Below are 24,723 nucleotides of genomic sequence, written 5' to 3' on the forward strand. Positions count from 1 at the left end.
GGATTAATCTCCTCCAAAGTTCCAGATAATTGCGGGTTTCTGTACTAATGTTCACTACTGACTGACGTAGGTGAGCTGGCTCGCGTTAACTAGAAAGAGAATTTGTGCTTAATTTACCGATGCCGTGCTTGATTCTGCTTGCTTGATTGTTGATTTGCAAAAGGTTCAGCGCATTACCCAGGGCATTTCCGGTTGTCTGGAACCAACGCTGATCGCCAAACGTTTAACCGAAGCATTGATTAAAGACTTTAATTGCGCCTTTGCGCGAATTTGGTTAACTGAGCCAGATCAGGAATCTCTCCGGTTAGTGGCCTCATCGGGTCTGTCTGAAAACATTAACGGCAGTTTTGCACGGGTTCCCATGGGCGCCTATAAGGTCGGAAAAATTGCCAAAAATGGGATTCCTTTCCTGAGTAATCACCTGGCGGAAGAAGCTTGGGTAAAAAACCGTGACTGGGCGATCGCCAACGAAATTCAAGGTTTTGCGGGTTATCCCCTTGCCAGTCAACAGCGAATTATTGGTGTGTTAGCAGCCTTTAGCCATGAAACTTTTTTACCAGAATTTTTAGAGGTTTTGCAGGTGCTATGTATGGCTGGGGCGATCGCCTTAGATGCCGCCCAAAAAAGCCCCCAAGATCCCAACAAAAGCCAGACAAGAGAATCTCACCCCCTCTCGGATCACCTGGGCAGCCTTTTAAGTACCAGCCAGCTTAGTTTGATTGGTACGGAACGACCTCTGACACCGAGTTCGACCTATCTCTTGATTAAAACCGTAGAAATTCTCAATCAATTCAACTGTCACTATTGCCGACTCATCTACGGTGATACGGAAATTTGTCTCGAAGGCATCATCGCTGCCCCTACCCCGACGAAAAACACAGGGCGATCGCCTTTTGCCGACATTGAATTTTTCGTACAAACCCTTGGGGGGAACTGCGATGTCGGGATCAACGCCCAGGAAGCAGTTCACCAAATTCGCCTTACTTTGCCCTATGGAGCGACCACCCAAGTCTACAAATCAAAAGAATCACTATCCCAACGGGAACGTCAGGTTTTAGCGCTCCTCACCAAAGGGCTGCGCGATCGCGACATTGCCCAGCAGCTCCACATCAGTGAAAGTACCGTAAAATTCCACCTAAACCGCACCTTGAGTAAACTACAAGCTAAAAACCGCTACCAAGCCATTTACCAAGCCACAAAACAAGGTCTGATTTAAACGCGATCATCGCTAGTTCCACTATCCCCCAACAGCCGATCCAATTTCGGAGGATGTCGTCCAACATCTCGATCCGCTTGCCGAATCAACAGAACGCGCTCCCGATTCATATCTAATCTGGCGATCGTTGCCCGCCCAATTTCTGTTAAACCTACCAAAATAACTCCATCTTCTGCCCAAACAAAATGATCAGTCCATCGATCACAACGCGGGTTAAACAAGCGAACTTCTGCCCCTGACAGCAGATCAGCTCCTGTCACGAAACTTGACTTTTTATGATTGCAATGAAAACAAGCCAACGCCAAATTTTCCACATCATCCGAACCGCTCCGAGCCTGTGGAATGACATGATCAATCGTGAAGCGAACATACTGCCATAACTCCACCCCATGACAATACTCACATAGACCCTTAGCCCTTGCTCTGACTTTATTTTGAATTTTTTCTGGAAGTGGTGACCTACCCATTTCCTATGCCACCATGCTCCCAGCAGCAGCATTACGAACTGTCCGATTCACAAAACTCAAATAATCATCAATTTCTTCATAACAGTCCAATTCTTCCTCCTCAGCCTCGGTCAATCCTTCAGACTGCTGCTTCTCCAACAAAACTTCAACCCGCGCCTGTACCTGTACTGAAGCTCGAAAAATCAGAACCCCTTCCACCAAATCAAGCTGAACAGCACCATCAAGCGGTATGGAATTCGACAAACGTTGCAGCACAGGAAAAGCAGAAGTAGCCATAATGTTTAAATCGAAAAACTATGATCATCATAACTTAGTAAACTGCTCGCCACTAAGTCAGGAACTCGGTTTTTATTTGATTGAGGAAGTTTAGAATTCCTAATGAACGTCTTTTAACTGAAACCGGATTAATAATCCTTCGTTCGGTTGTTAAGCAGAAGCCGGAACCAAAAGCCTTGCTGTAATTTGTGTCGCCAAATATTCTGCATCGCGAGCGACACCGGAAAAACGACCAGAGCCCCAGGTATAGAGCCAGGGTAAACCAAGGAAATATAATCCATCTACGGCAGTTACCCCTCGGTCATGTAAGGGTTCTCCCAATTCATTAAAGATGGGGAGATCAATCCAACTAAAGTTCAAGCGAAAGCCCGTCGCCCAAATAACTGCACCAATATTAGTTTCTTTGAGGTTGAGGGATGATAGTTCTAATTCTGGCTCCCAGACGGGCTGATAATGGGCCTCTGGGGGAGCAGTGAGGTGATTATCGGCGATGAATTTATCAATATTACGTTGGATGCGCACCACGGTGGCATCAGCCTGATCTAAATTTTGTTTTAAATCGTTCCCGAAGTGGAGAGTCTGTCCGGTAATACCTTGTAAGCGACCATAGAGGTGCATTCCTTGTTGGGCAAAGCGGCGCAGATCAATATCACGCCCTCCGTCCCGCCCGGTGACGTAGTGATTGGTTTTATGGCGGACTGTTTCTTTCTGGGGATGCTGGTCGATGGGGAGGTCATAATAGCCCATGAGTTCGAGCCACTCCACCACATCCTTACCCCGATAACGACGTGGTGCCCGGGGCGCACTACCGGTAACGAGGTGGACTGTTTTTCCCGCTAAATGAAGATCTTCCGCAATTTGACAACCCGACTGGCCAGTGCCCACAATCAAGACTTCATCGGGAAGATCCTGGGGATTTTTGTACTGTACGGAATGAATTTGTTGCAACTCATGGGGAAGTTGGGCGGCGATGGGCGGAATCTTTGAAACGTGGTATCCCCCCGTGGCGATCGCCACTTGATCAGCCGTATATTCGCCGATGGATGTTGCCACTGCAAACTGGGTTCCAGACGAACTCACCCTTGAGACTGTGACCCCCTCTCGAATGGGAGGATTAAAGGAGCGGGCATAGGCTTCTAAGTAAGAAACAATCTCCTGCTTCGCCATAAACCCATCAGGATTTGGCCCCGCATAGGGAAAACCGGGGAGCCGACATTGCCAGTTGGGGGTCACTAAACAAAAGGAATTCCAGCGCTCATTACGCCACGCATGACCAATTTCATGTTTCTCAAAAATAAGGTGGTCAATGTTGTTTTGTTTGAGGAGATAGCTGAGGGCAAGTCCCGCCTGGCCACCCCCAACAATTATTACCGGGTAATGGGTCTGCATTGCCGCTGTTCCTGGGTGTGTTTGGCTTAACTGTAAACCCGGTCAACCCCCGTTCCTGTAAGGATTGTTACCGATCCCAGCGGTTTGTGATTACCCATAGGCGATCGACGAACTATTGCCAAATAGCCGCTATTTTTGTGGTCTAGCCTAGCGAAATCAATAGTTCTTTTTAGGACACAATCACTATCCTCTAATCAGGACAAAACCATTCAGATAGCTATTATCAAACAAGCTTGAGTCTAGCCAAAAAGACAATCCAGAAATTGGCTTTTCAATCAAAAAACTATTCCTTTAAACAGAAGGTCTCCTTTTGTCAGCAATGATACAGGTCGCCTTGAATTATCCCTTTAAAGTGAGGCACAACTCAACGCATTAAAACCTAAAAACTAAAGGAAAATTGACCATGCCTGAAGTAACAATCCCTGCTCATCAGACCGGTGACTTTCTTGTGGATTACGAAGAAAAAGTTTTTCCTGATGTCCAAGCAGAGCCCGGCGAAAAAGCACTGATTACCTTTCATACAGTAGCCTTTGAAGGTTCCATTGGTTTAGTCAATTTATTACAAGCAAGTCGCCTCATCAAAAAAGGGTTTGAAACGTCTGTGCTACTTTATGGCCCTGGGGTAACTCTGGGGGTTCAGCGGGGCTTTCCAAAACTCGGCGATGAAGGTTTTCCGGGGCACTTAGCCATGAATGATCGCCTGGTTAAGATTATGGAATCTGGCGGAAAGGTCTATGCCTGTCGTTTTGCACTACAAGCTCTTTATGGCCACGGAGAACCTTCTTTGATTCCTGGTATCCGCCCGATTAATCCCTTAGATGTGATGGATTTAATTTTAATGCACCGCAAAGAAGGGGCATTTATCCTTGACACCTGGACGATGTAAAAACAAAGGTTTTACTTCCGAAAATTTCCAAAGAGTTCACAAGAACAACTTTTAGATTTTTTTTGCACTCTTTAAAAACTTCCGAGTATTTTTTAAAAGGGTTTTGTTGGAATATTTTCGGTTACCAAATCCGTTTTTCGTGAGTTTGTTATTTTTCCGGTAGCGATTATGCTTGATTCCTCGAAAACAATTCGGGCGGCAGCGGCACAAATTAGTCCGGTTTTGTTTAGTTGTGCAGGTACGACGGAAAAAGTGCTGGAGACAATTACCCAGGCGGCCAAGGAGGGCGTGCAGTTGATTGTCTTTCCAGAAACCTTTGTCCCCTACTATCCTTATTTTTCTTTTATCGAGCCCCCTGTGCTGATGGGGAAAAGCCATCTCCAGCTCTATGAGCAAGCAGTCACAGTCCCTGGCCCCGTCACGACAGCGGTGGCTGAAGCGGCCCAAGCCCATGACATGGTCGTGGTTTTAGGGGTGAATGAACGGGAGGAGGGTTCCCTTTACAATACCCAATTGATTTTTGATCACGATGGGACATTGCGCCTTAAGCGCCGCAAAATCACTCCCACCTACCATGAGCGAATGGTTTGGGGTCAAGGGGATGGCGCTGGTTTAACGACGGTCGATACGACTGTGGGCCGTGTGGGTGCTTTAGCTTGTTGGGAGCACTATAATCCCCTTGCTCGCTATAGTCTGATGGCCCAACATGAGCAGATTCATTGTGGTCAATTTCCGGGATCCATGGTGGGGCAAATTTTTACGGAGCAGATGGAAGTGACCATGCGCCACCATGCCCTTGAATCCGGCTGTTTTGTGGTCAATGCGACGGGGTGGCTCTCGGCAGAACAAAAGGCCCAATTAGCTAGCAATGAAAAAATGCACAAGGCTCTCAGTGGTGGTTGTTACACGGCCATCATTAGCCCTGAAGGTAAGCATTTAACTGACCCCATTTATGAAGGGGAAGGTTTGGCGATCGCCGATTTAGATTTCTCCCTGATTACCAAACGCAAGCGAATGATGGATTCAGTGGGACATTACTCCCGCCCTGATCTATTCCAGGTACAACTCAATGACGCACCTTGGGCCACCCTCAACACGAGTTCCTTGCCCTTACCCTCAGAAGTAACGCCACTGCCGAATACCCCGGCCCCAGATATTCCCGCCTCCTGTCCCTAATCTAGCGCGCCATCACCAATCCCTATGACTATGCCCATGGATAAACAACGTCTGATTACAGAACTCCAGTCCCACGGCCTCCGCCTGACAGAGGCCACGATGACGGGACGCCAAGGGGGGGCAGGGCCTTCAGACCACCGGGCAGTGACCATTGCTGGCACCACTGTGATGGTTCCTATTTATACGAATACCGCTGGGCGATCGCCTTACCATGCCACCCTAGATTCCCAACGGAGTGAAGCCAAGCTCCAGAAACATCACCAAGAGATTGCCCCCATTACCCTGCAAGGACGTCCCAAATTCTACGACCTAGAGACAGCAGAGGGAATTCCCTACTGGAAAATTGCCCTTCTCCATAGCAATAATGTGCTCGCCACAACGGTGCAACAAACCTGTATGCGCTACCGGGACGAAAGTACAGCCTGCCAATTTTGTGCGATCGAAAAATCCCTAGAAGCTGAACGCACCATTGCCCGCAAACTCCCGGAACAGTTAGCAGAGGTTGTGGAAGCGGCGGTGCGGCTCGATGGCATTGAGCAGGTAATCATGACCACAGGGACTCCCAACACAGGCGATCGCGGTGCAGCTTACCTGACCAAATGTGCCGCTGCCATCAAAGCAAAAGTCGATATTCCCATCCAAGCCCAATGTGAACCCCCCGCCGATTTTGTCTGGTTTGAGCGCTTAAAAGCCGCTGGTGTCGATAGTTTAGGGATGCACCTAGAGGCCGTGGATCCCGCAGTCCGTGCCAAAATCATGCCGGGCAAAGCGGAAGTCCCCGTTTCCTACTACTACCAAGCCTATGCAGCGGCAGTGCAAGTATTCGGTTGGGCCCAAGTCAGCACCTACCTTTTAGCAGGTTTAGGAGATAGTTTTGCAACGCTTGTGACGGCGGCAGAGAAATTAGTCAGCCTTGGCGTTTATCCCTTTGTGGTGCCTTTTGTCCCCATTTCTGGCACGCCCTTGGCAACCCATCCAGCCCCTGATCCAGAGTTTATGTTCGCTCTCTACCAAAAGGTGGGTCAAATTCTTAAGGAGGCGGGGATGTCTTCCCAGGCAATCAAAGCCGGTTGTGCAAAATGTGGTGCCTGTTCAGCATTGTCTACCTTTGAAAATTAGGGAGGTTACGGGAAATGAGCCGTCAACGATTTCAGTTTGAACTGGCCCAGTCTGCGGCGGAAATCCGCGCTTATTTTGCCCTGAGACGGGATATTTTTTGTGAAGAACAGGGGATTTTTAACGGGAATGATTTTGATGACCTCGATCCCATTGCCTATCCGATTGTCGCTTTAGACAAGAGCTCATCCCCCCAGAGTAAGGTGGTTGGGGTTGTGCGCATCTACGAAAGTGAGCCCCAGGTTTGGTATGGTGGTCGCCTGGGAGTCCAGCCAGAGTTTCGGCGCGTGGGACGCATTGGTAAGGGATTAATCTACAAAGCGGTCACAACGGCCCATGGTTGGGGCTGTACTAAGTTTCTGGCGACGGTACAGCGACAGAATGTGCGTTTTTTCCAACGGCAACATTGGCATTCCCTGGCGGAAATGGACATTTGCGATCGCCCCCATCATCTTATGGAGGCAGATTTAAACTTTTACCCACCGGCAGTGAATCCCCGACCCCAACTTGACCTGGGGACTTGGCTCGTTTCCTAAAGGAAGAAATAATCGAAATACTTGGCGTGAACATTACCTTACACCAGTTGGCAGAGACCCTACGCCACAATTTGGGCCTTTTACATAAACGGGATATTCAACTCGCTTCCCGGCAATTTCAACGGCAATTTACAGCCCAGGGGCAAGCCATTCGCCTTGGGGATGATTGTGCAGCCATTCCAGACCAAGCTGGTTTTCTCCTTCTCGCCGCAGAGGGCATGAGCCCCGCCTTGGTGCAGCAGGATCCGTGGTTTGCGGGCTGGTGTGGGGTACTCGTGAATGTCAGTGATATTTATGCCATGGGGGGACGACCCTTGGCGGTTGTTGATGCTCTGTGGGCCTGTGGAGATCAGCAGGCGCGGCAGATTTGGGCCGGGATGCAGGCAGCGGCAGAAAAGTTTCAGGTACCGATTGTCGGGGGGCATACCAACACCCATAGTGCGTATGATGCTTTGGGGGTCGCGATTCTCGGTCGGGCAAAACGACTGATTACCAGTTTTGATGCCCAGGTGGGCGATCGCCTCGTGTTAGTCGCTAATTTTCAGGGGCAACCCCGGCCCCACCTCCCCTACTGTTGGGATGCCGCCACCCAAGCCGATCCAGCGCAACTCCAGGCCCAATGGGATTTACTGCCCCTCTTCGCTGAACGGGGTTTATGTAGCGCTGGCAAAGATGTCAGTATGGGGGGAATTATCGGCACAACTTTGATGCTCTTAGAAACGTCTAATTGCGGTGCCATCTTGGATATCGGCGCAGTTCCCTGTCCACCACAGCTCGATTTGCAACAATGGCTCCTCAGTTTTCCAAGCTACGGGTTTTTGCTGACTGTGCCGCCAGAGCAGGTCTCTGAAGTACAGATGTTGTGCAAAGATCAGGGGTTAGTCGCTCAGGCGATCGCCACCATCACCCCAGGCCACACCTTGACCTTTAAACTGGGGGAAACTAGCCTCGATTTTTGGCACCTCGACCATGTTCCGCTCACTGGCTTTACCGGAGGCTCCTAAATTCTATGCCAGCCGTTACTTTTGATATTGTTTGGCCCGACGGCTCCCAGGATCAATTTTATTCCCCCTCCACCGTCGTCCATGACTACTTTCAGGTGGGACAAGGCTACGCCCTGGCGGATTTTGTGCATCGCTCCCAAACGGCCCTGACCCTGGCCAGTAAGCGGGTCGAACAGCGCTATGGTAGCCCCTGTTCCCTGGCCCTCAAACAACGCCAACGCATTGAACAAAAGGCCAAAAAATTTATGGATCAACCCAATGCCCAGGTCACAATCTTGGCGAATGACCACTAAGCTGATGGAAAAGTTTTGGCCGTTGGCGATCGCCGCGATGGGATTGATCTTGGGGGGCTGTGGTCGAGCCTTGTTCTATCAGCCCCAGATTGCCACGGGGGGAATTAATAGTAATTTTGCCGAAGAATTTCCGAGCTACAGCGGTGATGGCCGTTATCTCGCCTTTGCCTCAGAACGGGATGGCCGCCGCAATATTTTTCTCTACGATCTCCAGACTAATCAATTAGTTAACCTGCCTAATCTCAACCGCCGCGACTCTAGCCAAGACCAACCGGATCTCAGTGAAGATGGCCGTTTTATCGCCTATGTTTCCACCGAACGGGGCCGCCAAGATGTGTTTGTCTATGATCGCAACCAGGGGCGATCGCAGTTGTTAACGGTGAATTTGCGGGGTTCGGTGCAAAATCCCACCATTAGCGGCGATGGACGTCGGGTCGCTTTCCAGAGTAACGGACGGGGGCAATGGAATTTGATGCTGGTGGACGTGACTCCCTAACGGAAACCGGACTGCGCTATGGTCTATAGATCAGAATGGTGTTGCCTTGACCGGAGGCGTTTATGGATCGCAGACAGTTGGTCGCGGGCATAGTGAGGACAGTGGGGCACGGGAATATTCACATTCGGCCAATCTGCGAGATCCGCACAGGGGCAGCCATTTTTCAAACCCACCGCATCGAAGGGCATCGGCATCGCACAGCGGGGACAATCGGCAATATCCCAGCGCTCTGAGAGCAGATCCGCGATGGTTTGGGTTGTACCCTGGAGATAACAATCACGGTTTGCGTTGAGGTCTTGCCAACAGGCCTCAAAATCTGGGGAATATTGATTTCCTTCGAGCACGGTCATCGGTAAAATTTGGCGATCGCCCTTGGGACAAATCACCGGTTTGCCCACCTGAAACCAGTAGGCTAAATATTGTTTAACTTGATTCACGGTCGCCATATATCTATCTTCTTCCTGCTGCATATCAATTCCTAAAACTACGCCGTCCCCATCGTCCCTATCCTATCGAGAAAAAAGAAGACCCGTGGCGATCGCCCCCGTCTGAACCTCGAAAAGCAATTTTTTTTAAGATCGTTTTTAGATTTAAGCCCATCACCGCCTTTTTATATGAATTTTTGTGAACCACCCCACAGTGGCTACCACTGGGATCACCACACCCCCCGTTTCTTTGAAGGTTGGTACTTTCGTGTCACCTTGCCGGAGTTGGGTGATAATTTTGCCTTCATGTATTCCATCGAAGATCCCCTTGGCGATCGCCCCCATAGTGGTGGTGCCGTGCAAGTTCTGGGCCTCCAGGATGAATATCTCTGGCGCACCTTACCAAACGTCGAAAATTTTTGGGCCGATCATCAACGCCTCGCCCTGGGCCATTGGCGACATTGCCCCCCCAATTTAAAACCCCAACCCCTCGCCCCCAGGGTTTTCCAAGAGAAAATTCACGAAGGCTACCAGGCAACGGCAACCCTCAACCAAGGCCGTATTATCGATCCAGCCAGCGGAGAAATTTGCCACTGGCACTACGAAACAAAGCCGGTCTACGGTTGGGGAAGGCCCGCTAAGCCGACCGCCAATTGGTATTCTTTTTTGCCCATTTACGATCCCGGTTGGCAAGTTTTACTCGCCCATGGGTTGAGTACGGGTTGGATCGAATGGCAGGGCAAACGCTATGAATTCAGAGATGCCCCGGCCTATAGCGAAAAAAATTGGGGCAAATCCTTTCCAAAGGCTTGGTTTTGGCTCAATTGCAATGCTTTCAAAGAAGAAAAAGATCTCGCCCTCACTGCCGCTGGTGGCATTCGTCAAATTTTAGCGAGGGAAGAGGAAGTGGGTTTAATTGGCATTCACCACCACGGAAAATTCTATGAATTTGCCCCCTGGACAAGCAATCTTACTTGGCAGTTTTCGCCCTGGGGAACGTGGGAAATGACCGCAGGCGATCGCCAAGGGTTTACGGTTCACCTCAGCGGGAAAACCGACCTACCGGGACAACCCCTGCGAGCACCGACCCACACGGGCCTACGGTTTTGTTGCCAGGATACTCTGCGAGGCCAAATGTCCCTCGAACTATTCGCCCCGGACAAAACGCCCCTCATCCAAGCAACGAGCGATCTGGGGGGGGTAGAAGTGGGGGGACAGTGGTGGCGGCGCGATTTTGGCTAATGTTTGTGGCTAGTTTAATCGCTTCTTTCATGCTGGTGGGATTGGCAATGCCCTGACCAGCAATATCAAAGGCGGTGCCGTGGTCGGGGGAAGTCCGAATAAAGGGTAAACCGATGGTGGTATTGATCGCGTAGTCAAAGGCCATCAGTTTCACTGGGATTAGCCCTTGGTCGTGATAAAGGGCCAGATACGCATCGGCGGCGGGTTTGAATTCTGGTTTGCCATACCAAGCTTTGCCCGCATTCACCCACATCGTATCGGGGGGATAAAGCCCCGATAAATTAGCCTTCGGATATTGTTGTCGTACTCTCTGGAGCCAATCGTCTAACCAGTCCATTTCTTCAGTGCCCAATTGACCATTTTCGCCACTGTGGGGATTTAAGCCGGCGATCGCCACCTGGGGATTTTCTAACCCAAAATCCTGCTGGAGCGACTCCAAAAGAAGACTAAGTTTCAAATCCATCAGCCCTGGATTCAAGGTTTCCGGCACCGCTTTTAGGGGAATGTGGGTCGTCGCTAGCAGGCTCCGCAATGTCCAGCCCGTATAGGGCGATTTGCCAATAAAAGCCATGCCATAGCGGGTGGTTTGGCTCTTTTGGGCGAGAACCTCCGTTTGGCCAGGGTAGTCGTGGCCCGCTGCTTTCCAGAGGGATTTAGCAATGGGGGCGGTGACAATGCCCGAAAATTCTCCCCCCAGGGTTTTTTCAATCGCCGTGTCGAGGTACCAGAAAGCGAGATCGCCTGTTTCTGCCGAACCTTCCCCCCAGGTGAAATTTCTCAGAGATTCATTGCCACTCGGTTCGACAATCTCTAACTCACTGGGATCAAGGAGATCAGATTCCGTCCGAGTTTTGAGGTGCTGATAGGTTTTTTCGAGCAAGGGGCGATCGCCAATGACCGTCATCGAACAAAGCGCTCTAATTTCTGGATCCGCCAGAGCTTTTAAAAGTACCTCTGGGCCAATCCCGGCCGGATCACCAATAGTCAAAGCGAGGCGAGTTTTCATAGGGGAGGATCATCAACGAATACGTCATAACAAAAAAATCCTCCCTAGAGGGAGGTGCCGAAGGCGGAGGGTGCATGTCCCTAGAGGGAGGTACCGCCGGAGGTCTTCTCCCCTGGAGGGGAGTTAGAGGGGTGTTACTCAGCCTTCGGTTCAAACTTCAGGGCCACGGAATTGATACAGTAGCGCAAGCCCGTGGGAGGGGGGCCATCGTTAAATACATGACCCAGGTGGGCATCACATTTCGCGCAGAGCACTTCTGTCCGTTTCATAAAGAAACTAAAGTCATTTTTTTCGGCGATCGCCTGATCATTCACCGGTTGCCAATAGCTCGGCCAGCCAGTACCCGAATTAAACTTCGTCTCCGAGGTAAACAGGGGCGCACCGCAGCACACACAATTGTAGGTGCCTTCCCCCTTAAAATCGTGATATTCACCCGTAAAGGCCCGCTCGGTGCCATGTTTGCGGGTAACTTTGTAGGCCTCTGGGGAAAGTTGCGCTTGCCATTCGGCGTCAGTTTTGACAACTTTGTCGGTCATGGTGGTGTTTTGTCTCCAAAAGTGGGGTTGCACTGCTTTGTATCGTAACAAGATCGACTAGGGGAAAACAGGTGAGAAATCCCCCAATGGATGTTGTGGGGTCGGGGCTTTCGGCTATACTCAACAAGGTTTTTTTATTCAAGTTCAAGGAGAGCGCCAAAAGATGCGATGTGCCATTATTAGTCGTGCCGGTCAAACTCTGGCGCGAGGGAAGTTAGTCTTAACTCCGATCGAAAACGATCAACAACGGCTTGATCTGGTTACGGACGGGGGTCGCTACCTAGAGGGAGGGCTGGTTGCTCCCGATGGTGATATGACCGAAGCCAGCCTAGAGCTATCGCGGAAATTTTTTGCGATGTGGGGCATGAGCAATCTCCAGCTACAAATCACCCTCCGCTAGATCCGTAATTAGAATTAGACAATGCCAAGGAGACTGGCCATCAGCGCTTTTTGGGCGTGCATCCGGTTTTCGGCTTGATCCCAAATTTTGGCTTGGGGGCCTTCCATCACGTCGGCGGTAATTTCTTCGCCCCGATGGGCGGGCAAACAGTGGAGAGCGATCGCCTCTTTATCGGCAAGGGCCATGAGTTCGGCGTTAACTTGGTAGGATTGGAAAATGGGTATGCGACTGTTGGCGAGGTCTTCTTGGCCCATACTGGCCCACACATCGGTGTAGATGGCGTGGCAGCCTTCGGCGGCTTCCTTGGGATCATGGGTAATTAAAATTTGACTGCGATCGCCCGCAATGGCCTGGGCCTGGGCGACAATTTTCGGGCTAGGTTCGTAATCTTTGGGGGTAGCGATGCGAATATTCATGCCAACTAACGCGCCACCGAGGAGGATCGAGTGGGCGACATTATTGCCATCACCCACATAGGTCATGGTGAGGCCTTCCAGTTGGCCAAAGGTTTCCTGCATCGTTTGCAGATCCGCCAACATCTGACAGGGGTGTTCTAGATCTGTGAGGGCGTTGATAATCGGCATTTCACAGTAGTCGGCGAAGGTTTCGAGATCCTGTTGATCGAAGGTACGAATCGCCAAAATATCGAGGTAGCGGTCTAAAACCCTGGCGGTGTCCTCGATGGGCTCGCCGCGACCCACTTGGGTGCGGTTTGGGTTCAGGTCAATGACATTGCCACCCAGTTGATACATAGCCACGCTAAAGGATACTCTGGTGCGGGTAGAGGCTTTGTAAAATAACAGGCCGAGGGTTTTGGGGCAGGTGGGGGCGATTTTTCCCTGTTTGAGATCTGCCGCCAGGTTTAGCAGGTCAATAATTTCTGTGCTGCTGAGATCTGCAATGCTCAGAAGATCCCGACCCTTGAGTGCATTCATCCTGTTTTCGGCTCCTTACCGTGGCAAAAAAATCATTATAAGCTCCCCTCCAGATTCCACAAAAGCTTGCAAGGGCGATCGCCACTGGTCTTCGTCAGGAAATGTTGATGGCGATCCCAAGGGGGTGACACTTGAAAAACTGTCTACTTTTGGGGAGATGGGTGAAATCTGGTTTTAAAGTAGGATTGTAGCCATGATTTCGGCTTGTTTTTTGCGCTTTTAAATGGAATTGCCATGAGCACTGCTCCCTACGACCAGATCCAATCTTTATCAGAAATTTGGGCGATCGCCGCCGAGCGTTATGCCGACATTGTTGCCCTCTATGATCCCCACCAAAAACCAGAATTCAAACTGACCTATCATCAGCTCTGGCAAGGGATTCAGCAATTTGGGGCTGGCCTCCAGGCCCTCGGCCTCCAACCCCAGGAAAAAGTCGCCCTGATTGCGGATAATAGCCCCCGTTGGTTCATCGCCGATCAGGGTAGTATTGCGGCGGGGGCCGTGAATGCGGTGCGCTCATCCCAGGCAGAAAAACAAGAACTGCTCTACATCTATACTGACAGCGAAAGTCGATTTCTCATCGTCGAAGACCGCAAAACCTTTGAACGCCTCAATCCAGAAATTACAAATCTCCAACCTAGGGCCGTCATTTTCCTCACCGACGAAGAAGTGCCAGAAACGGAACTCCCGATTTTTAACTTTTCCCAACTGATGACCCTCGGCAGCCAAGAATCCCTGACGATGCCTGGGCGATCGCCCCAAGATTTGATGACCTTGATCTACACTTCTGGGACGACGGGCAAACCCAAAGGGGTGATGCTTTCCCACGGCAATGTCCTCTACCAAGTGCGCAACCTCGACCAGGTGATTCAACCGAATCCTGGCGATGTCACCCTCAGCATTCTCCCCACCTGGCATTCCTATGAACGGGCTGCTGAATATTTCCTCCTGTCCCAGGGCTGCACCCAAATTTATACGAATATCCGCAACATCAAAAAAGATCTCCAAACCTACAAGCCCGGTTACATGGTTGCGGTGCCGCGCATTTGGGAATCGATTTACGAAGGAGTGCAGAAAAATCTCCGGGAACAACCCGCCAAAAAACAAAAGCTGGTGAACTTTTTCCTCACCTGCTCCCAAAATTATGTCCTGGCCCAGCGTATCGCCAACAACCTCAGCCTGGAGCATTTCCATGTTTCTTCCCTGACGCGGTTAATGGCTAGAGCAAAGGCGATCGCCCTTTATCCTTTTCACCTCCTCGGCAACAAACTCGTTTACGAAAAAATTCGGGGGGCCACTGGCGGCAAAATTCGCTACGTAATCAGCGGCGGCGGCTCCCTCGCCCAACACATCGACACCTTCTTTGAAATCGTGGGGATCAATATCCTTGTGGGTTATGGCCTCACTGAAACCTCCCCAGTGACCAATGCCCGTCGGCCAGAACGCAATGTGCGTGGCTCCGCTGGCCCCGCCCTCAAGGGCACCGAAATTCGCATTGTTGATCCTGAAACGCGACAAACCCTCTCCCAAGGCCAAAAGGGACTGGTTTTAATCCGTGGCCCCCAGGTGATGCAGGGCTACTACCGCAAACCCGAAGCCACCGCCAAGGCCATTGACCCCGAAGGTTGGTTTGACAGTGGCGACCTCGGCTGGGTGACGCCCCAAGGGGATCTCGTTTTAACTGGGCGGGCAAAAGATACTATTGTCCTCACCAACGGCGAAAACATCGAACCCCAACCCATCGAAGATGCCTGCGCCCGCAGCCCCTACATCGATCAAATTATGCTGGTGGGCCAGGATCAAAAATCCCTCGGTGCTTTAATTGTGCCGAACCTCGAAGCCCTCGGCCAGTGGGTGTCCCAGGGTGGCCTCGGTTTGCAATTGCCAGATCTTGGCACCCCTTCAGAACAACTGCCCCAAACGGATTTGTACAGTAAGCCAGTCTTGAATTTATTTAAACAGGAGCTGAATCGAGAAATTAAAAATCGGCCTGGCTATCGGGTGGATGACCGCATTAGTGATTTTGCGTTGATTCTAGAGCCTTTTTCCATTGAGAATGGCCTGATGACCCAGACGCTAAAGGTAAAGCGGCCAGTGGTGGCAGAGAAATATGCGGCCTTAATTGCTTCCCTTTACGACAAAGATTAAGCGATCCGAATGGCGGAATCTTCGGGTATTGATGCTACCCTGAAAATATTTTGCAGATAGGGCACCTTTAGCCCACTGATTTAACAAAACCGAGTTACATTTCTCTAGGAAAACATTCACATGGACGGAAACCAAGTGCCTACTGTTACCCTCAAACGCCCAATTAATCTGAAGGTCATCGTGACCCCCCGCTGGAAAGAGGAAGTACAGCAGCAACTCCAGGGACAAATAGCGACTTTTGATGGTCAATTACAACAACTGGATGTCCAAGGAAATCGCACCATTAGTGAACTTCAACAACAGGGCAATACCCCCCAGGTCGCTCAACAAATGGAAAATATTCAACTCCAGGTTAACCAAAAAAAGCGGGAACTCCTTGAGAAGAAAAACCAAGTGCTCCAGCAGCTCCAACAGGTACAAAACTTAGAATTAGATCAAGAGTTTCTCCAGGGTCAGATGGAGAGTTTCTTTGAAGTGAAAGTGGGCGATAATCTGGTGCGCAAGCTGAATGTTGAACTTGTGGTCCGGGATGGTGTTGTTGAAGAAATTCGCGGCGACCTCTAAATTTTTTTGTGATTGCTGTCGCGTGACAGGGTTCGGCTCCCCCGATCACACTTGCGGTGCGGGGGATTTTTAATGGGGAAAAAATTCATGAAAATTGGCATTGTCGGGCTGGGTTTAATCGGTGGATCTTTGGCGATCGCCTTTCGGGAAAAAGGCTTAGAAGTATTGGGTGTTTCCCGGAAAAATACAACCTGTGAAACGGCCTTGAGGAAGGGAATTGTCGACCAAGCCAGCACAGATTTTTCTCTTCTCAAGGATGCGGATGTGGTGTTTCTCTGCACGCCGATCAAAGCGATTTTGCCCACGGCCCAAACTCTTATTCCCCACCTCAAATCCACGGCGATTTTGACCGATGTGGCCTCGGTGAAGGGGGAAATTGTCCAGGCGATCGCCCCGCTGTGGCCCAACTTTGTCGGGGGACATCCCATGGCGGGCACAGCCGAACAGGGTATTGACGCCGCGCTCCCCGGATTGTTTATCAACGCACCCTACGTTTTAACGCCGACCGATGAAACTTCCCCTGATGCGGTGAAAATCCTCAAGGACTTAATCACGCTGCTCCAGAGTCGTTTTTACTGCTGCGCCCCGGAGATTCACGATCAAGCGGTGGCCTGGATTTCCCATTTACCCGTTTATGTTAGTGCGAGTCTGATCGCGGCCTGTGGATCGGAAATAAATCCGGAAGTGCTACAAATGGCTAAAGCCTTGGCGAGTTCTGGCTTTCGGGATACCAGTCGTGTCGGCGGTGGCAATCCAGAATTGGGGTTGATGATGGCCCAGGGGAATCAACAGGCGTTGTTAAAATCCCTCACCCATTATCGGCAGCAGTTAGATCAAGTCATTGCAGATCTTGAAACAGAAAACTGGGAGGCAATCGCCCAATTCCTCACAGCGACCCAACGACAGCGGCCCGACTTTCTCTAGATTCCAGGAGTACAATGGAGGTAGGAGGAAGTCGAAGGATTCATACTGAAATGATCCTCGCCAGCGACCATGGATCTTCCACCCACCAATGATTTCTGTGCCGATCCCACCGTTGCTTTACGTCAGCGGATGGTTAAGCAGCAAATTATCGCCAGGGGCGTGAACGATCCAGCCGTCTTAGCCGCGCTCCAGCAAGTGCCCCGGCATCGCTTTGTGCCTGATTCTCTCCAAAATCTCGCCTACGCCGATCAACCCCTTACCATCGGCTATGGCCAAACTATTTCCCAGCCCTATATCGTCGCCTACATGACCGAGGCGGCCCACCTGACGCCCAGCAGCAAAGTTTTAGAAATTGGTACGGGGTGCGGTTATCAAGCGGCGATCCTCGCCGAAATTGCCCAGGAAGTTTTTACCGTTGAAGTTGTGCCCGAATTAGCCCGGCAAGCCCGCGATCGCCTCGAAGCATTGGGCTATCAGAATATTCACTACAAGATTGGTGACGGTTACCAGGGCTGGTCAGAATTTGCTCCCTACGACGCGATCCTTGTTACGGCGGCCCCAGACCATCGGCCCCAACCGTTACTGCAACAATTGGCCGTGGGCGGTCACCTGGTAATACCTGTGGGCACCGTCGGCCAACGCCTTGAAGTCCTCCACAAAACCAGCACTGACTTGGAAATGGAAAAGGCGATCGCTGTGCGGTTTGTGCCACTCCAGGGTCACAGCTACGGATTTTGAGTAAATTTGGATAGGAATTGTCCCATCTCTATTGCTCGCATCGAGACTTCCTGGAGAGTGACCTAGACGGTTTGGGAATCCGGCGCAACGGCCACATATTTTGTGGAGGCGATCGCCTAAAATTGAACCAGCTTTCTCTACACTTTTTCTTTCTGTTATCGTGACTTTGCCTCCCCTAACAACGGACACTATTCAGCAAATCATTGACGATCGCCTTGAGGATGAAACGCTCCATCAGTTGGTCTGGCATTACCTCGGCTACCGTTACGATGAAACTCAAAAATGCTGGAATCTTGACCAAGTTGATCCAGCCTGGGCCGAAAAATATCCAGAACCACCTAAGTTCATTGAGGAACGTCCCCCCACGGTGCAACTGACCCGCTCGATCCCCAAACCCTATAAGGCTCTGCTCAAGGAAAAAATGGGCTTTAAGGGCTACACAGTTGATCAACTGATTCCGCGCCTGACGCGGCGGGCGACCATGGCCAGTTGGCTCCTTAGCTATATGGCCCAACACGATTTGTTAGAGGTTTAGCGAGTGGCACGGGTGACGGCTTTATGGATTTATCCGGTGAAGTCCTGCGGCGGGATTTCTCTGGAGACTGTGGAGGTTTTGACCCAGGGTTTTCAAGGCGATCGCCAATGGATGATTGTTGATGCCGACGGGAAATTTCTCAGTCAACGGCAATATCCCCAACTGGCCAGGGTTAAGCCCCACATGATAGAGGATAATCTCACCTTAACTTTTGATGATTTTTCGCCCCTGAAACTGTCTCCCAAAACCGTAGGCTCCCTCAAACCCGTGACAATCTGGCGCAACCAGACCCAAGCCCTTGACCAAGGCCCTGAAGCTGCCGCTTGGTTTTCGGAGGTGCTACAAACCCCCTGCCGTCTTGTGCGCCAATCCCCCGACCATCCCCGGCCCGTTAACCCAAAATATGCCCTATGGGAGACCCAAAATGTCAGTTTTGCCGATGGTTATCCGGTGCTCCTCACCAATACTGCTTCTTTAAAGCTGCTGGAAGAAAAATTAGGGGCAGCCGTTTCGATAAATCAGTTTCGTCCTAACCTAGTGGTTGAGACAGCACAACCCTTTGCGGAAGATCATTGGCAGACTGTGGACATTGGTGGCACGACCTTTGTCACCGCCAAACCCTGCGAACGTTGCATTGTGATTACAACAAATCAAACCACAGGCGATCGCCACCCAACTCAAGAACCCCTCCGCACTCTGGGCACTTTTCGACGCACTGCCAAAGGCATTCTTTTTGGCATTAACCTCATGCCCACAAGCTCCGGCAAGATTTCAGTGGGAGATGCTGTAATCCTGGATTCAACGATGTTTTAAAATTCCCTGTCCCCAGACGTCATTAAACCTGAAGGCAGCGAATCGCTTCCAACATCCCCCTGGCCTTATCAAGGGTTTCTTGGTATTCCCGTTCCGGCTCGGAGTCTGCGACGATGCCCGCGCCCGCCTGGACAAAGACCTGGTGCTGATTCCCCTGCGATCGCACGATCATGCTCCGGATCGTAATCGCCGTATTCAGTTGGCCTTCAAAATCGTAGTAACCGTAGACGCCAGAGTAGGGGCCGCGCCGTTCGGGTTCCAGTTCGTTGATAATTTCTAAAGCGCGAATTTTCGGTGCACCGCTGACCGTCCCGGCGGGAAAACAAGCCTGGAGGAGATTCCAAGCCGATTGGTCGGGGGCTAAATCTCCCATCACATTACTCACGATGTGCATCACGTGGGAATAGCGTTCGATGATCATCAGATCCCCGACTGTGACCGTGCCTTTTTCGCAGACGCGACCGAGGTCATTGCGGCCCAAATCCACAAGCATCACGTGTTCAGCGATTTCCTTAGGGTCGGCCAAGAGGTCTTTTTCTAACGCTAAATCCTCAGCTTGGGTTTTCCCCCGGCGTCGAGTGCCCGCAATCGGTCGGAGCATCGCCTGGAGTTTTCCGTCTGGCGTTTGCTCGGCTTTGACCATAATCTCTGGGCTAGAACCGATGAGTTGCCAATCTCCAAAATTGTAAAAAGACATGTAGGGGGAAGGGTTAATCAGGCGCAGGGAACGGTAGAGATCAAAGGGATGGCCTTCGTAGCTCGTCTGGAGCCGCTGGGACAGCACCACCTGAAAAATATCTCCGGCCTTAATGTATTCCTTTGCCTTGGCGACGTTCTGGCAAAACTGTGCTTGGGAAGTGTTGCTTTCGTACTTGAGGGCTTCCCCGTCTGGGTTGGCGAGCCATTCTAAGGGTTTGGCGGCAACGGGCAAAGGCAACTTGAGCTTGAGGACTAATTTCGTCACGCGATCGCAGGCATTTAGGTAGGCTTCTTCTAGGGGCACCGCCGGATCCCGCAGGTCAGCATAGGTGATGACCCAAATCTTGCGTTTAACTTGGTCAAAAATAATCAAGCTATCAATTTGCATCCAGAGGCCATCGGGCAGATCCCCTTCTTGGCGTTCGTACACTGGCACCCGTGGCTCGATCCAGCGCATCAACTCATAGCCCCACATCCCAAATAGACCACCAATCCCCGGTGGTAATTCCGGCAGTTGGACAGGCTTAATGCTGGCGAGACATTGGGCCAACACATCAAAGGGATTGCCGCTAAATTCTTGGACGGCCCCATCACGAAATTTTTGCGTGGTGCGATCGCCTTTATTTTCTAAGACCCAAACCGGATCGCAACCGAGGAAACTATAGCGACCAATATTTTCGCCCCCCTCAACGGACTCCAACAGAAAATTGTAGGGTTGATCTGCACAAACCTTGTACCAAGCCGACACTGGCGTTTCGAGATCCGCCACCCACTCCTGATAGACCGGAATAAAATTACCCTGTTGACTGAGATGCCGAAACTGCTCGAAATCAGGAAAAATCATAGGAAATGCGTCGGTCGCCTGGGGCACATGGAGGGCCGCTGGGACGGTAGATAAAAGTAAAAATAGAGCTAGACACAAAGAAGCGGAAGCCTTTTGTTCAGCTTTTCATCATAACAGACTTTCTTCATCGGTCTGGGCTAATCGCCGCCACCAAGAAAGCCTTCATAACTCAAACTAAAACTGTCAACTTCCGCCCGAACTGTTGTGGTAAAAATCTAGGCTTCGTAGGGGGCCACACCAGAAAACTTCAGGGTTGCCGGTTCGGGGTTGCTCCCGATATTGCGGTCAACTTTCCCTTTGTATTCGCGACCTTCGTTTACCTTCTCAGAAGGTACACCATCGAGAGGATAGAGGAACTGAGTTTCGCCGGAGGGGAAGACACGGTAAATCTTATAGTCGGTAATCTTGGGCTTAAATTGTGTTTTCAGCTGAGTCCCGAGGGCAAGGCACTGTTCCTTGCGGGCAAAGTACATGAGGTTATCGCCTTCGTTCATGACCGCTGCACCACCGGTGGGCAGTTCAAAAACCTGCTCTTTTGCGCTAGACCAGGTGATGGCGTATTTTTCCTCCCGTTCAGCAGCGGCGAGTAGACCACCCGTGCTGCCACCGAATTTCGGTGTTTTTCCAGTAAGCTCGTTAGACATGCTCAAAAATCTTTATTAAATAAAGGGTGTTTCGCAAATGCTATCACCAGACCCCTACGCCATAGATCAAGTGTCAAGAACTGTAACAGTTATTTTCTATTTGTAAGGGAAGCAGACAGGCAAATTTATCATCCTTTAGGGACTGTTTTGGTGGGAATGGCCCTAGGGGCAAAAGTTTCTGGCAAAAGCCACTAGAATGCGAGAAAATCCCCTTTTTTCCACTGCAAAACCTAGGCTTAGTAGAAGGTGAGCATCCGTTGTTTTTGGAATTTTTGGGTTAGGGGATGGGTTGAACCCAGCAGGTTAAAAAACATCTATGGCAGAAGAATTTTACAAAGGTGGACAACGGGCTTGGTTCCATGATCAGGGCCATTGGGGCGGTTTTTTCCATACCTATGATCAGTTGCAACTCAAGGGTTTTGGGGCGCATTTTGATCAACCCCGCAAAATTCATGTCTTTTTACCACGAGATTATGAAGTAACTGGCGATCGCCTGCCCGTACTTTACTGCAACGATGGCGACCATATTTTTTTCCCCGATGGGAATTTTGGTCAATGTTGGCAGGTGGCAGAGCGCTTGAGTCGGCTGTATCTACGGGAGCAATTGCAAAAACTGATTGTCGTAGCCATTTGCCCCAATGATCATGGCTACGAATATTCCCACATCCCGGATCAAGGTGGTGGTTTAGCTGATTACAGCCGTTATCTTGCCAAAGGACTGAAACCCTTTATCGATGAGCAATACCGCACCCAAACCGATCAAACGCTCATCGTCGGTGCTGCCCAAGGCGGGTTGGCTGCTTTTTACACGGCTACCCAGCACCCCCGCCAGTTTCCCCAAGTGGCCGCTTTATCCCCCTCTTTTTGGCTGGGGCTGGAGGCAAACCCCATGTCCATAAATGGTTTAGATGGAGCTTTTAAAATATCCCTTGAAAATTCGGCGTTGGTTTTTGCCGCGACTCCCGTTTTGAGCAACCCTGAACTGCGCCCCAAAATTTACCTAGACTGGGGTTTAATGGCTGATGCCCAGCACCAGGAGGCACGGGCGAGATTACGGGGCCAAGAAATGCGATCGCTTTTAATCGAAGAGTTCCAATACCAAGAAAATGTGAATCTTTTTACCCTTGAAGATCCCCTTGGTCGCCACGATGAACTTACCTGGGGCGATCGCCTTGAGACAATTTTGCAGCTTTTCTTCTAGCCCGTGGGCAAAAATCTGACCTCTAATACTGGATGCGATCGGTGGTTTTCCCAGGAGCGGCATTCTTTTCGAGATATTCAATAATTTTTCCGGCCACATCAACCCCGGTGGTTTTTTCGATGCCTTCTAATCCCGGTGAAGAGTTAATTTCCATCACCAGAGGCCCGTGGTTTGAACGCAACAAATCCACCCCAGCAACCCGCAATCCCATCGCTTTAGCGGCCCGGACAGCGGTACTGCGCTCTTCGGGGGTGAGTCGAACTTTGTCCGCTTTGCCGCCCCGGTGCAAATTAGACCGAAATTCTCCCTCTGCTCCCTGGCGCTTCATTGCCGCCACGACTTTCTCGCCCACCACAAAACAGCGGATATCTGTACCCTTGGCTTCGGCGATGTATTCTTGCACCAAAATGTTGGCATCCAACCCCCGAAAGGCTTCGATCACGGATTTGGCGGCCTGGTGAGTTTCCGCGAGCACCACACCAATGCCCTGGGTGCCTTCTAAAAGTTTAATGACGACAGGAGCACCACCCACGGTTTCGATGAGGCCATCAATGTCCTGGGTCGCGTGGGCAAAACCTGTCACCGGGAGTCCAATGCCTTTGCGGGCTAAAATTTGCAGCGATCGCAGTTTATCGCGGGACCGAGAAATCGCCTGGGATGTATTGGCACTAAACCCTCCCATCACTTCAAACTGACGCACCACCGCCGTACCGTAAAAAGTGGCCGATGCTCCAATGCGAGGAATAATCGCGTCAAAATTTTCTAACCGCTGCCCCTGGTAAATGACAAAGGGTTGATGGGAGGTGATGTTCATGTAGCAGCGCATGAAATTAATCACCTGGACGTCGTGGTGGCGATTTTCGGCGGCTTCCCGGAGACGACGGGTGGAATAGAGTTTTGGATCTTGGGAGAGAATGGCAATTTTCATGGTTGGTGGGGATGATCCGGTTGGCTTTGGAGAAAAGATTTGCTCACATCAACGAGGAATCGTTTGCGCAGGGCCTGGCGTCCAAGGAGCATCCGATAACCCATTAAGGAGCGATTGGTGAGATTGAGTTCAATGAGCCAACGGTGTTCGCCTAGTTGAACATGGGTTTCGATGACGGGCCGCAGTTGCTTTTGGCCATTGGAACTTTTGATGCTGCGGTGTTCGACCAAAGGGGCTTCTATGGTAACGGTGTCATGGATATTGTGCTGGTGGGGGTGAATTTGGAAACGAACCATCTCGCGATCGCCTTGGTGAAAATAGTGAATGCGGGTGGCATGGATCGAAGAGGAGCCAGCACCGGTGTCAATTTTGGCGCGAATCACGGGGATCTGAAAATCCGGGAGCGCCACACATTCTCGCCAACCAATGGTCGATAGGATGGGTTTTCTTTTCATACAACGGCAGTCTAGGAGACAAAGTTTAAATTCTTGCTAAGGCTTCAGCTAGAAGCACTGGTATAAAACCGTAGGGCAAACCGCCACACCACATTAGACAATAACAGCAGCAGCAGGCCCAAACAACCGGCACCAGCAATCCACCCCAAAGGCGATCGCCCCAACATGGTTTCCGCAGGAATGGTCGTTAAAAAAACAATGGGGACAATGAAGGTAAAGAAAAAACGAAAGACTCCCGGATAGGCCACAATCGGGTAACGTCCGGCCTCAAGGAAGCCCCGCAGCACCTCGGTGACATTATAAATTTTCACAAACCAGATACTCGTTGCCCCCAACATAAACCAGAGGCTGTAGAGGATCAACATCCCAAACCCGATGGGAATCAGGCTCAACACATAATTGAGCGGTGACAGACCCAACTGCAGCCCGATGTAGATCAAAATTCCCAGTCCTAAAACCAAGTCAGGCAAGCCCCAGGGGGAAATCATCCGCGCCGAGAGCCAAAATTGACTACTGATGGGCTTGAGCAGCACAAAATCGAGGGTGCCTTCCTGTACCTGTTGCACGATCCGGTTGAGATTCGGCGAAAAGAAGGTATTGGCCACCCCCTGCAAGAGGGTAAACATGCCCACCACCAGCATCGCCTCTTGCCAAGTCCAACCGGAAAATTGATATCCCGTGCGGTAAAACAAAAAGAGGCTGAACAGGCTGCCCGCCAAATTCCCCACACTACTGAGGGCCGCAATAAAAAAATTTAAACGATACTCCAATTCAGCGGCGATCGCCGTACTCCAAAACAGTCCTAAAATGCGCCAATACTTGCCCATGGAG

The 24,723-nt window shown here is 50.8% G+C and carries 29 protein-coding genes; 17 read left to right on the top strand and 12 right to left on the bottom strand.

What is annotated here, in order from left to right; genetic code table 11:
* Positions 1 to 124: 124 nt before the first annotated feature.
* Positions 125 to 1,216 carry a LuxR C-terminal-related transcriptional regulator gene (locus AWQ24_RS03410; protein WP_065716014.1) on the top strand — a complete coding sequence of 364 codons (1,092 nt, stop codon included), beginning with the start codon at positions 125 to 127 and terminating at the stop codon, positions 1,214 to 1,216.
* On the opposite strand, the gene AWQ24_RS03415 is transcribed toward AWQ24_RS03410, so the two are convergent.
* The 3 genes from AWQ24_RS03415 to AWQ24_RS03425 form a co-directional block, all read right to left on the bottom strand.
* On the bottom strand, positions 1,213 to 1,683 hold the full coding sequence (locus tag AWQ24_RS03415) for an HNH endonuclease (RefSeq protein ID WP_065716015.1): 471 nt from the start codon (positions 1,681 to 1,683) through the stop codon (positions 1,213 to 1,215). The genes AWQ24_RS03410 and AWQ24_RS03415 overlap by 4 nt on opposite strands.
* Positions 1,684 to 1,686: 3 nt before the next feature.
* A complete protein-coding gene (locus tag AWQ24_RS03420) occupies positions 1,687 to 1,959 on the bottom strand; it encodes a hypothetical protein (protein WP_065716016.1) in 273 nt (90 codons plus the stop codon).
* A gap of 150 nt (positions 1,960 to 2,109) precedes the next feature.
* Positions 2,110 to 3,348, bottom strand: coding sequence for an MSMEG_0569 family flavin-dependent oxidoreductase (locus AWQ24_RS03425; protein WP_065716017.1), 1,239 nt, complete (start codon positions 3,346 to 3,348; stop codon positions 2,110 to 2,112).
* A 403-nt stretch (positions 3,349 to 3,751) separates the two neighbouring features.
* On the opposite strand from AWQ24_RS03425, the gene AWQ24_RS03430 reads away from it, so the two are divergent.
* The 7 genes from AWQ24_RS03430 (at position 3,752) to AWQ24_RS03460 (ending at position 8,855) form a co-directional block, all read left to right on the top strand.
* A complete protein-coding gene (locus AWQ24_RS03430; protein ID WP_012306292.1) occupies positions 3,752 to 4,234 on the top strand; it encodes an MSMEG_0572/Sll0783 family nitrogen starvation response protein in 483 nt (160 codons plus the stop codon).
* A 168-nt stretch (positions 4,235 to 4,402) separates the two neighbouring features.
* Positions 4,403 to 5,410: a Nit6803 family nitrilase gene (locus tag AWQ24_RS03435; protein ID WP_065716018.1), complete on the top strand. Its 1,008-nt coding sequence runs from the start codon at positions 4,403 to 4,405 to the stop codon at positions 5,408 to 5,410.
* Between the two features lie 24 nt (positions 5,411 to 5,434).
* A complete protein-coding gene (locus tag AWQ24_RS03440; protein ID WP_315862311.1) occupies positions 5,435 to 6,529 on the top strand; it encodes an MSMEG_0568 family radical SAM protein in 1,095 nt (364 codons plus the stop codon).
* Between the two features lie 14 nt (positions 6,530 to 6,543).
* Entirely contained in the window at positions 6,544 to 7,062 is a 519-nt protein-coding gene (locus AWQ24_RS03445; RefSeq protein ID WP_065716019.1) for an MSMEG_0567/Sll0786 family nitrogen starvation N-acetyltransferase, read from the top strand.
* 26 nt (positions 7,063 to 7,088) lie between these two features.
* Complete coding sequence (locus AWQ24_RS03450) at positions 7,089 to 8,066, top strand: sll0787 family AIR synthase-like protein (protein ID WP_083993484.1); 978 nt, start codon at positions 7,089 to 7,091, stop codon at positions 8,064 to 8,066.
* A gap of 5 nt (positions 8,067 to 8,071) precedes the next feature.
* Positions 8,072 to 8,359 carry an MSMEG_0570 family nitrogen starvation response protein gene (locus AWQ24_RS03455; RefSeq protein ID WP_065716020.1) on the top strand — a complete coding sequence of 96 codons (288 nt, stop codon included), beginning with the start codon at positions 8,072 to 8,074 and terminating at the stop codon, positions 8,357 to 8,359.
* A 4-nt stretch (positions 8,360 to 8,363) separates the two neighbouring features.
* On the top strand, positions 8,364 to 8,855 hold the full coding sequence (locus AWQ24_RS03460) for a PD40 domain-containing protein (protein WP_157096825.1): 492 nt from the start codon (positions 8,364 to 8,366) through the stop codon (positions 8,853 to 8,855).
* Positions 8,856 to 8,878: 23 nt separating this feature from the next.
* On the opposite strand, the gene AWQ24_RS03465 is transcribed toward AWQ24_RS03460, so the two are convergent.
* On the bottom strand, positions 8,879 to 9,301 hold the full coding sequence (locus AWQ24_RS03465; protein ID WP_012306298.1) for a hypothetical protein: 423 nt from the start codon (positions 9,299 to 9,301) through the stop codon (positions 8,879 to 8,881).
* Between the two features lie 168 nt (positions 9,302 to 9,469).
* On the opposite strand from AWQ24_RS03465, the gene AWQ24_RS03470 reads away from it, so the two are divergent.
* A complete protein-coding gene (locus AWQ24_RS03470; RefSeq protein WP_065716022.1) occupies positions 9,470 to 10,522 on the top strand; it encodes a tocopherol cyclase family protein in 1,053 nt (350 codons plus the stop codon).
* Here AWQ24_RS03470 and pdxA read toward each other — a convergent pair.
* Positions 10,452 to 11,528 (bottom strand): 4-hydroxythreonine-4-phosphate dehydrogenase PdxA, encoded by a 1,077-nt coding sequence (gene pdxA / locus AWQ24_RS03475; protein ID WP_065716023.1) that lies wholly within the window; start codon positions 11,526 to 11,528, stop codon positions 10,452 to 10,454. The genes AWQ24_RS03470 and pdxA overlap by 71 nt on opposite strands.
* Before the next feature lie 134 nt (positions 11,529 to 11,662).
* Positions 11,663 to 12,064, bottom strand: coding sequence for a peptide-methionine (R)-S-oxide reductase MsrB (gene msrB / locus AWQ24_RS03480; RefSeq protein WP_012306301.1), 402 nt, complete (start codon positions 12,062 to 12,064; stop codon positions 11,663 to 11,665).
* Positions 12,065 to 12,227: 163 nt separating this feature from the next.
* Between msrB and AWQ24_RS03485 the strand changes: the two genes are divergently transcribed.
* Positions 12,228 to 12,464 carry a hypothetical protein gene (locus tag AWQ24_RS03485; protein ID WP_062432576.1) on the top strand — a complete coding sequence of 79 codons (237 nt, stop codon included), beginning with the start codon at positions 12,228 to 12,230 and terminating at the stop codon, positions 12,462 to 12,464.
* 14 nt (positions 12,465 to 12,478) lie between these two features.
* Here the strand turns inward: AWQ24_RS03485 and argF are convergent, their stop codons facing one another.
* On the bottom strand, positions 12,479 to 13,399 hold the full coding sequence (gene argF / locus AWQ24_RS03490) for an ornithine carbamoyltransferase (RefSeq protein WP_065716024.1): 921 nt from the start codon (positions 13,397 to 13,399) through the stop codon (positions 12,479 to 12,481).
* Between the two features lie 234 nt (positions 13,400 to 13,633).
* Between argF and AWQ24_RS03495 the strand changes: the two genes are divergently transcribed.
* The 6 genes from AWQ24_RS03495 (at position 13,634) to AWQ24_RS03520 (ending at position 19,121) form a co-directional block, all read left to right on the top strand.
* Entirely contained in the window at positions 13,634 to 15,547 is a 1,914-nt protein-coding gene (locus AWQ24_RS03495) for a long-chain fatty acid--CoA ligase (RefSeq protein WP_065716025.1), read from the top strand.
* Positions 15,548 to 15,667: 120 nt separating this feature from the next.
* On the top strand, positions 15,668 to 16,111 hold the full coding sequence (locus AWQ24_RS03500) for a YlqD family protein (RefSeq protein ID WP_012306305.1): 444 nt from the start codon (positions 15,668 to 15,670) through the stop codon (positions 16,109 to 16,111).
* Positions 16,112 to 16,198: 87 nt separating this feature from the next.
* Positions 16,199 to 17,035 carry a prephenate/arogenate dehydrogenase gene (locus AWQ24_RS03505; RefSeq protein WP_065716026.1) on the top strand — a complete coding sequence of 279 codons (837 nt, stop codon included), beginning with the start codon at positions 16,199 to 16,201 and terminating at the stop codon, positions 17,033 to 17,035.
* A 69-nt stretch (positions 17,036 to 17,104) separates the two neighbouring features.
* Entirely contained in the window at positions 17,105 to 17,773 is a 669-nt protein-coding gene (locus AWQ24_RS03510) for a protein-L-isoaspartate(D-aspartate) O-methyltransferase (protein ID WP_012306307.1), read from the top strand.
* Positions 17,774 to 17,930: 157 nt separating this feature from the next.
* On the top strand, positions 17,931 to 18,308 hold the full coding sequence (locus AWQ24_RS03515; RefSeq protein WP_041443776.1) for a DUF1823 family protein: 378 nt from the start codon (positions 17,931 to 17,933) through the stop codon (positions 18,306 to 18,308).
* 3 nt (positions 18,309 to 18,311) lie between these two features.
* Positions 18,312 to 19,121: an MOSC domain-containing protein gene (locus tag AWQ24_RS03520; RefSeq protein ID WP_065716027.1), complete on the top strand. Its 810-nt coding sequence runs from the start codon at positions 18,312 to 18,314 to the stop codon at positions 19,119 to 19,121.
* A 22-nt stretch (positions 19,122 to 19,143) separates the two neighbouring features.
* Here the strand turns inward: AWQ24_RS03520 and trpE are convergent, their stop codons facing one another.
* Both trpE and AWQ24_RS03530 read right to left on the bottom strand, forming a co-directional pair.
* Positions 19,144 to 20,664 (bottom strand): anthranilate synthase component I, encoded by a 1,521-nt coding sequence (trpE, locus tag AWQ24_RS03525; protein WP_065717292.1) that lies wholly within the window; start codon positions 20,662 to 20,664, stop codon positions 19,144 to 19,146.
* 215 nt (positions 20,665 to 20,879) lie between these two features.
* A complete protein-coding gene (locus tag AWQ24_RS03530; RefSeq protein ID WP_012306311.1) occupies positions 20,880 to 21,308 on the bottom strand; it encodes a photosystem I reaction center subunit II PsaD in 429 nt (142 codons plus the stop codon).
* Positions 21,309 to 21,624: 316 nt separating this feature from the next.
* Between AWQ24_RS03530 and AWQ24_RS03535 the strand changes: the two genes are divergently transcribed.
* Positions 21,625 to 22,509 (top strand): alpha/beta hydrolase, encoded by an 885-nt coding sequence (locus AWQ24_RS03535; RefSeq protein ID WP_065716028.1) that lies wholly within the window; start codon positions 21,625 to 21,627, stop codon positions 22,507 to 22,509.
* 22 nt (positions 22,510 to 22,531) lie between these two features.
* Here AWQ24_RS03535 and rimK read toward each other — a convergent pair whose 3' ends face one another.
* The 3 genes from rimK to AWQ24_RS03550 are packed head-to-tail and all read right to left on the bottom strand — an operon-like array spanning position 22,532 to position 24,719.
* Entirely contained in the window at positions 22,532 to 23,437 is a 906-nt protein-coding gene (gene rimK / locus AWQ24_RS03540; protein ID WP_012306313.1) for a 30S ribosomal protein S6--L-glutamate ligase, read from the bottom strand.
* Entirely contained in the window at positions 23,434 to 23,892 is a 459-nt protein-coding gene (locus AWQ24_RS03545) for a RimK/LysX family protein (protein WP_012306314.1), read from the bottom strand. Before AWQ24_RS03545 ends, rimK begins: the two co-directional genes overlap by 4 nt.
* A 44-nt stretch (positions 23,893 to 23,936) precedes the next feature.
* A complete protein-coding gene (locus AWQ24_RS03550; RefSeq protein WP_065710202.1) occupies positions 23,937 to 24,719 on the bottom strand; it encodes an ABC transporter permease in 783 nt (260 codons plus the stop codon).
* Between the last annotated feature and the right edge of the window lie 4 nt (positions 24,720 to 24,723).

It is taken from the genome of Picosynechococcus sp. PCC 8807 (assembly GCF_001693295.1).
Lineage (GTDB): Bacteria > Cyanobacteriota > Cyanobacteriia > Cyanobacteriales > MRBY01 > MRBY01.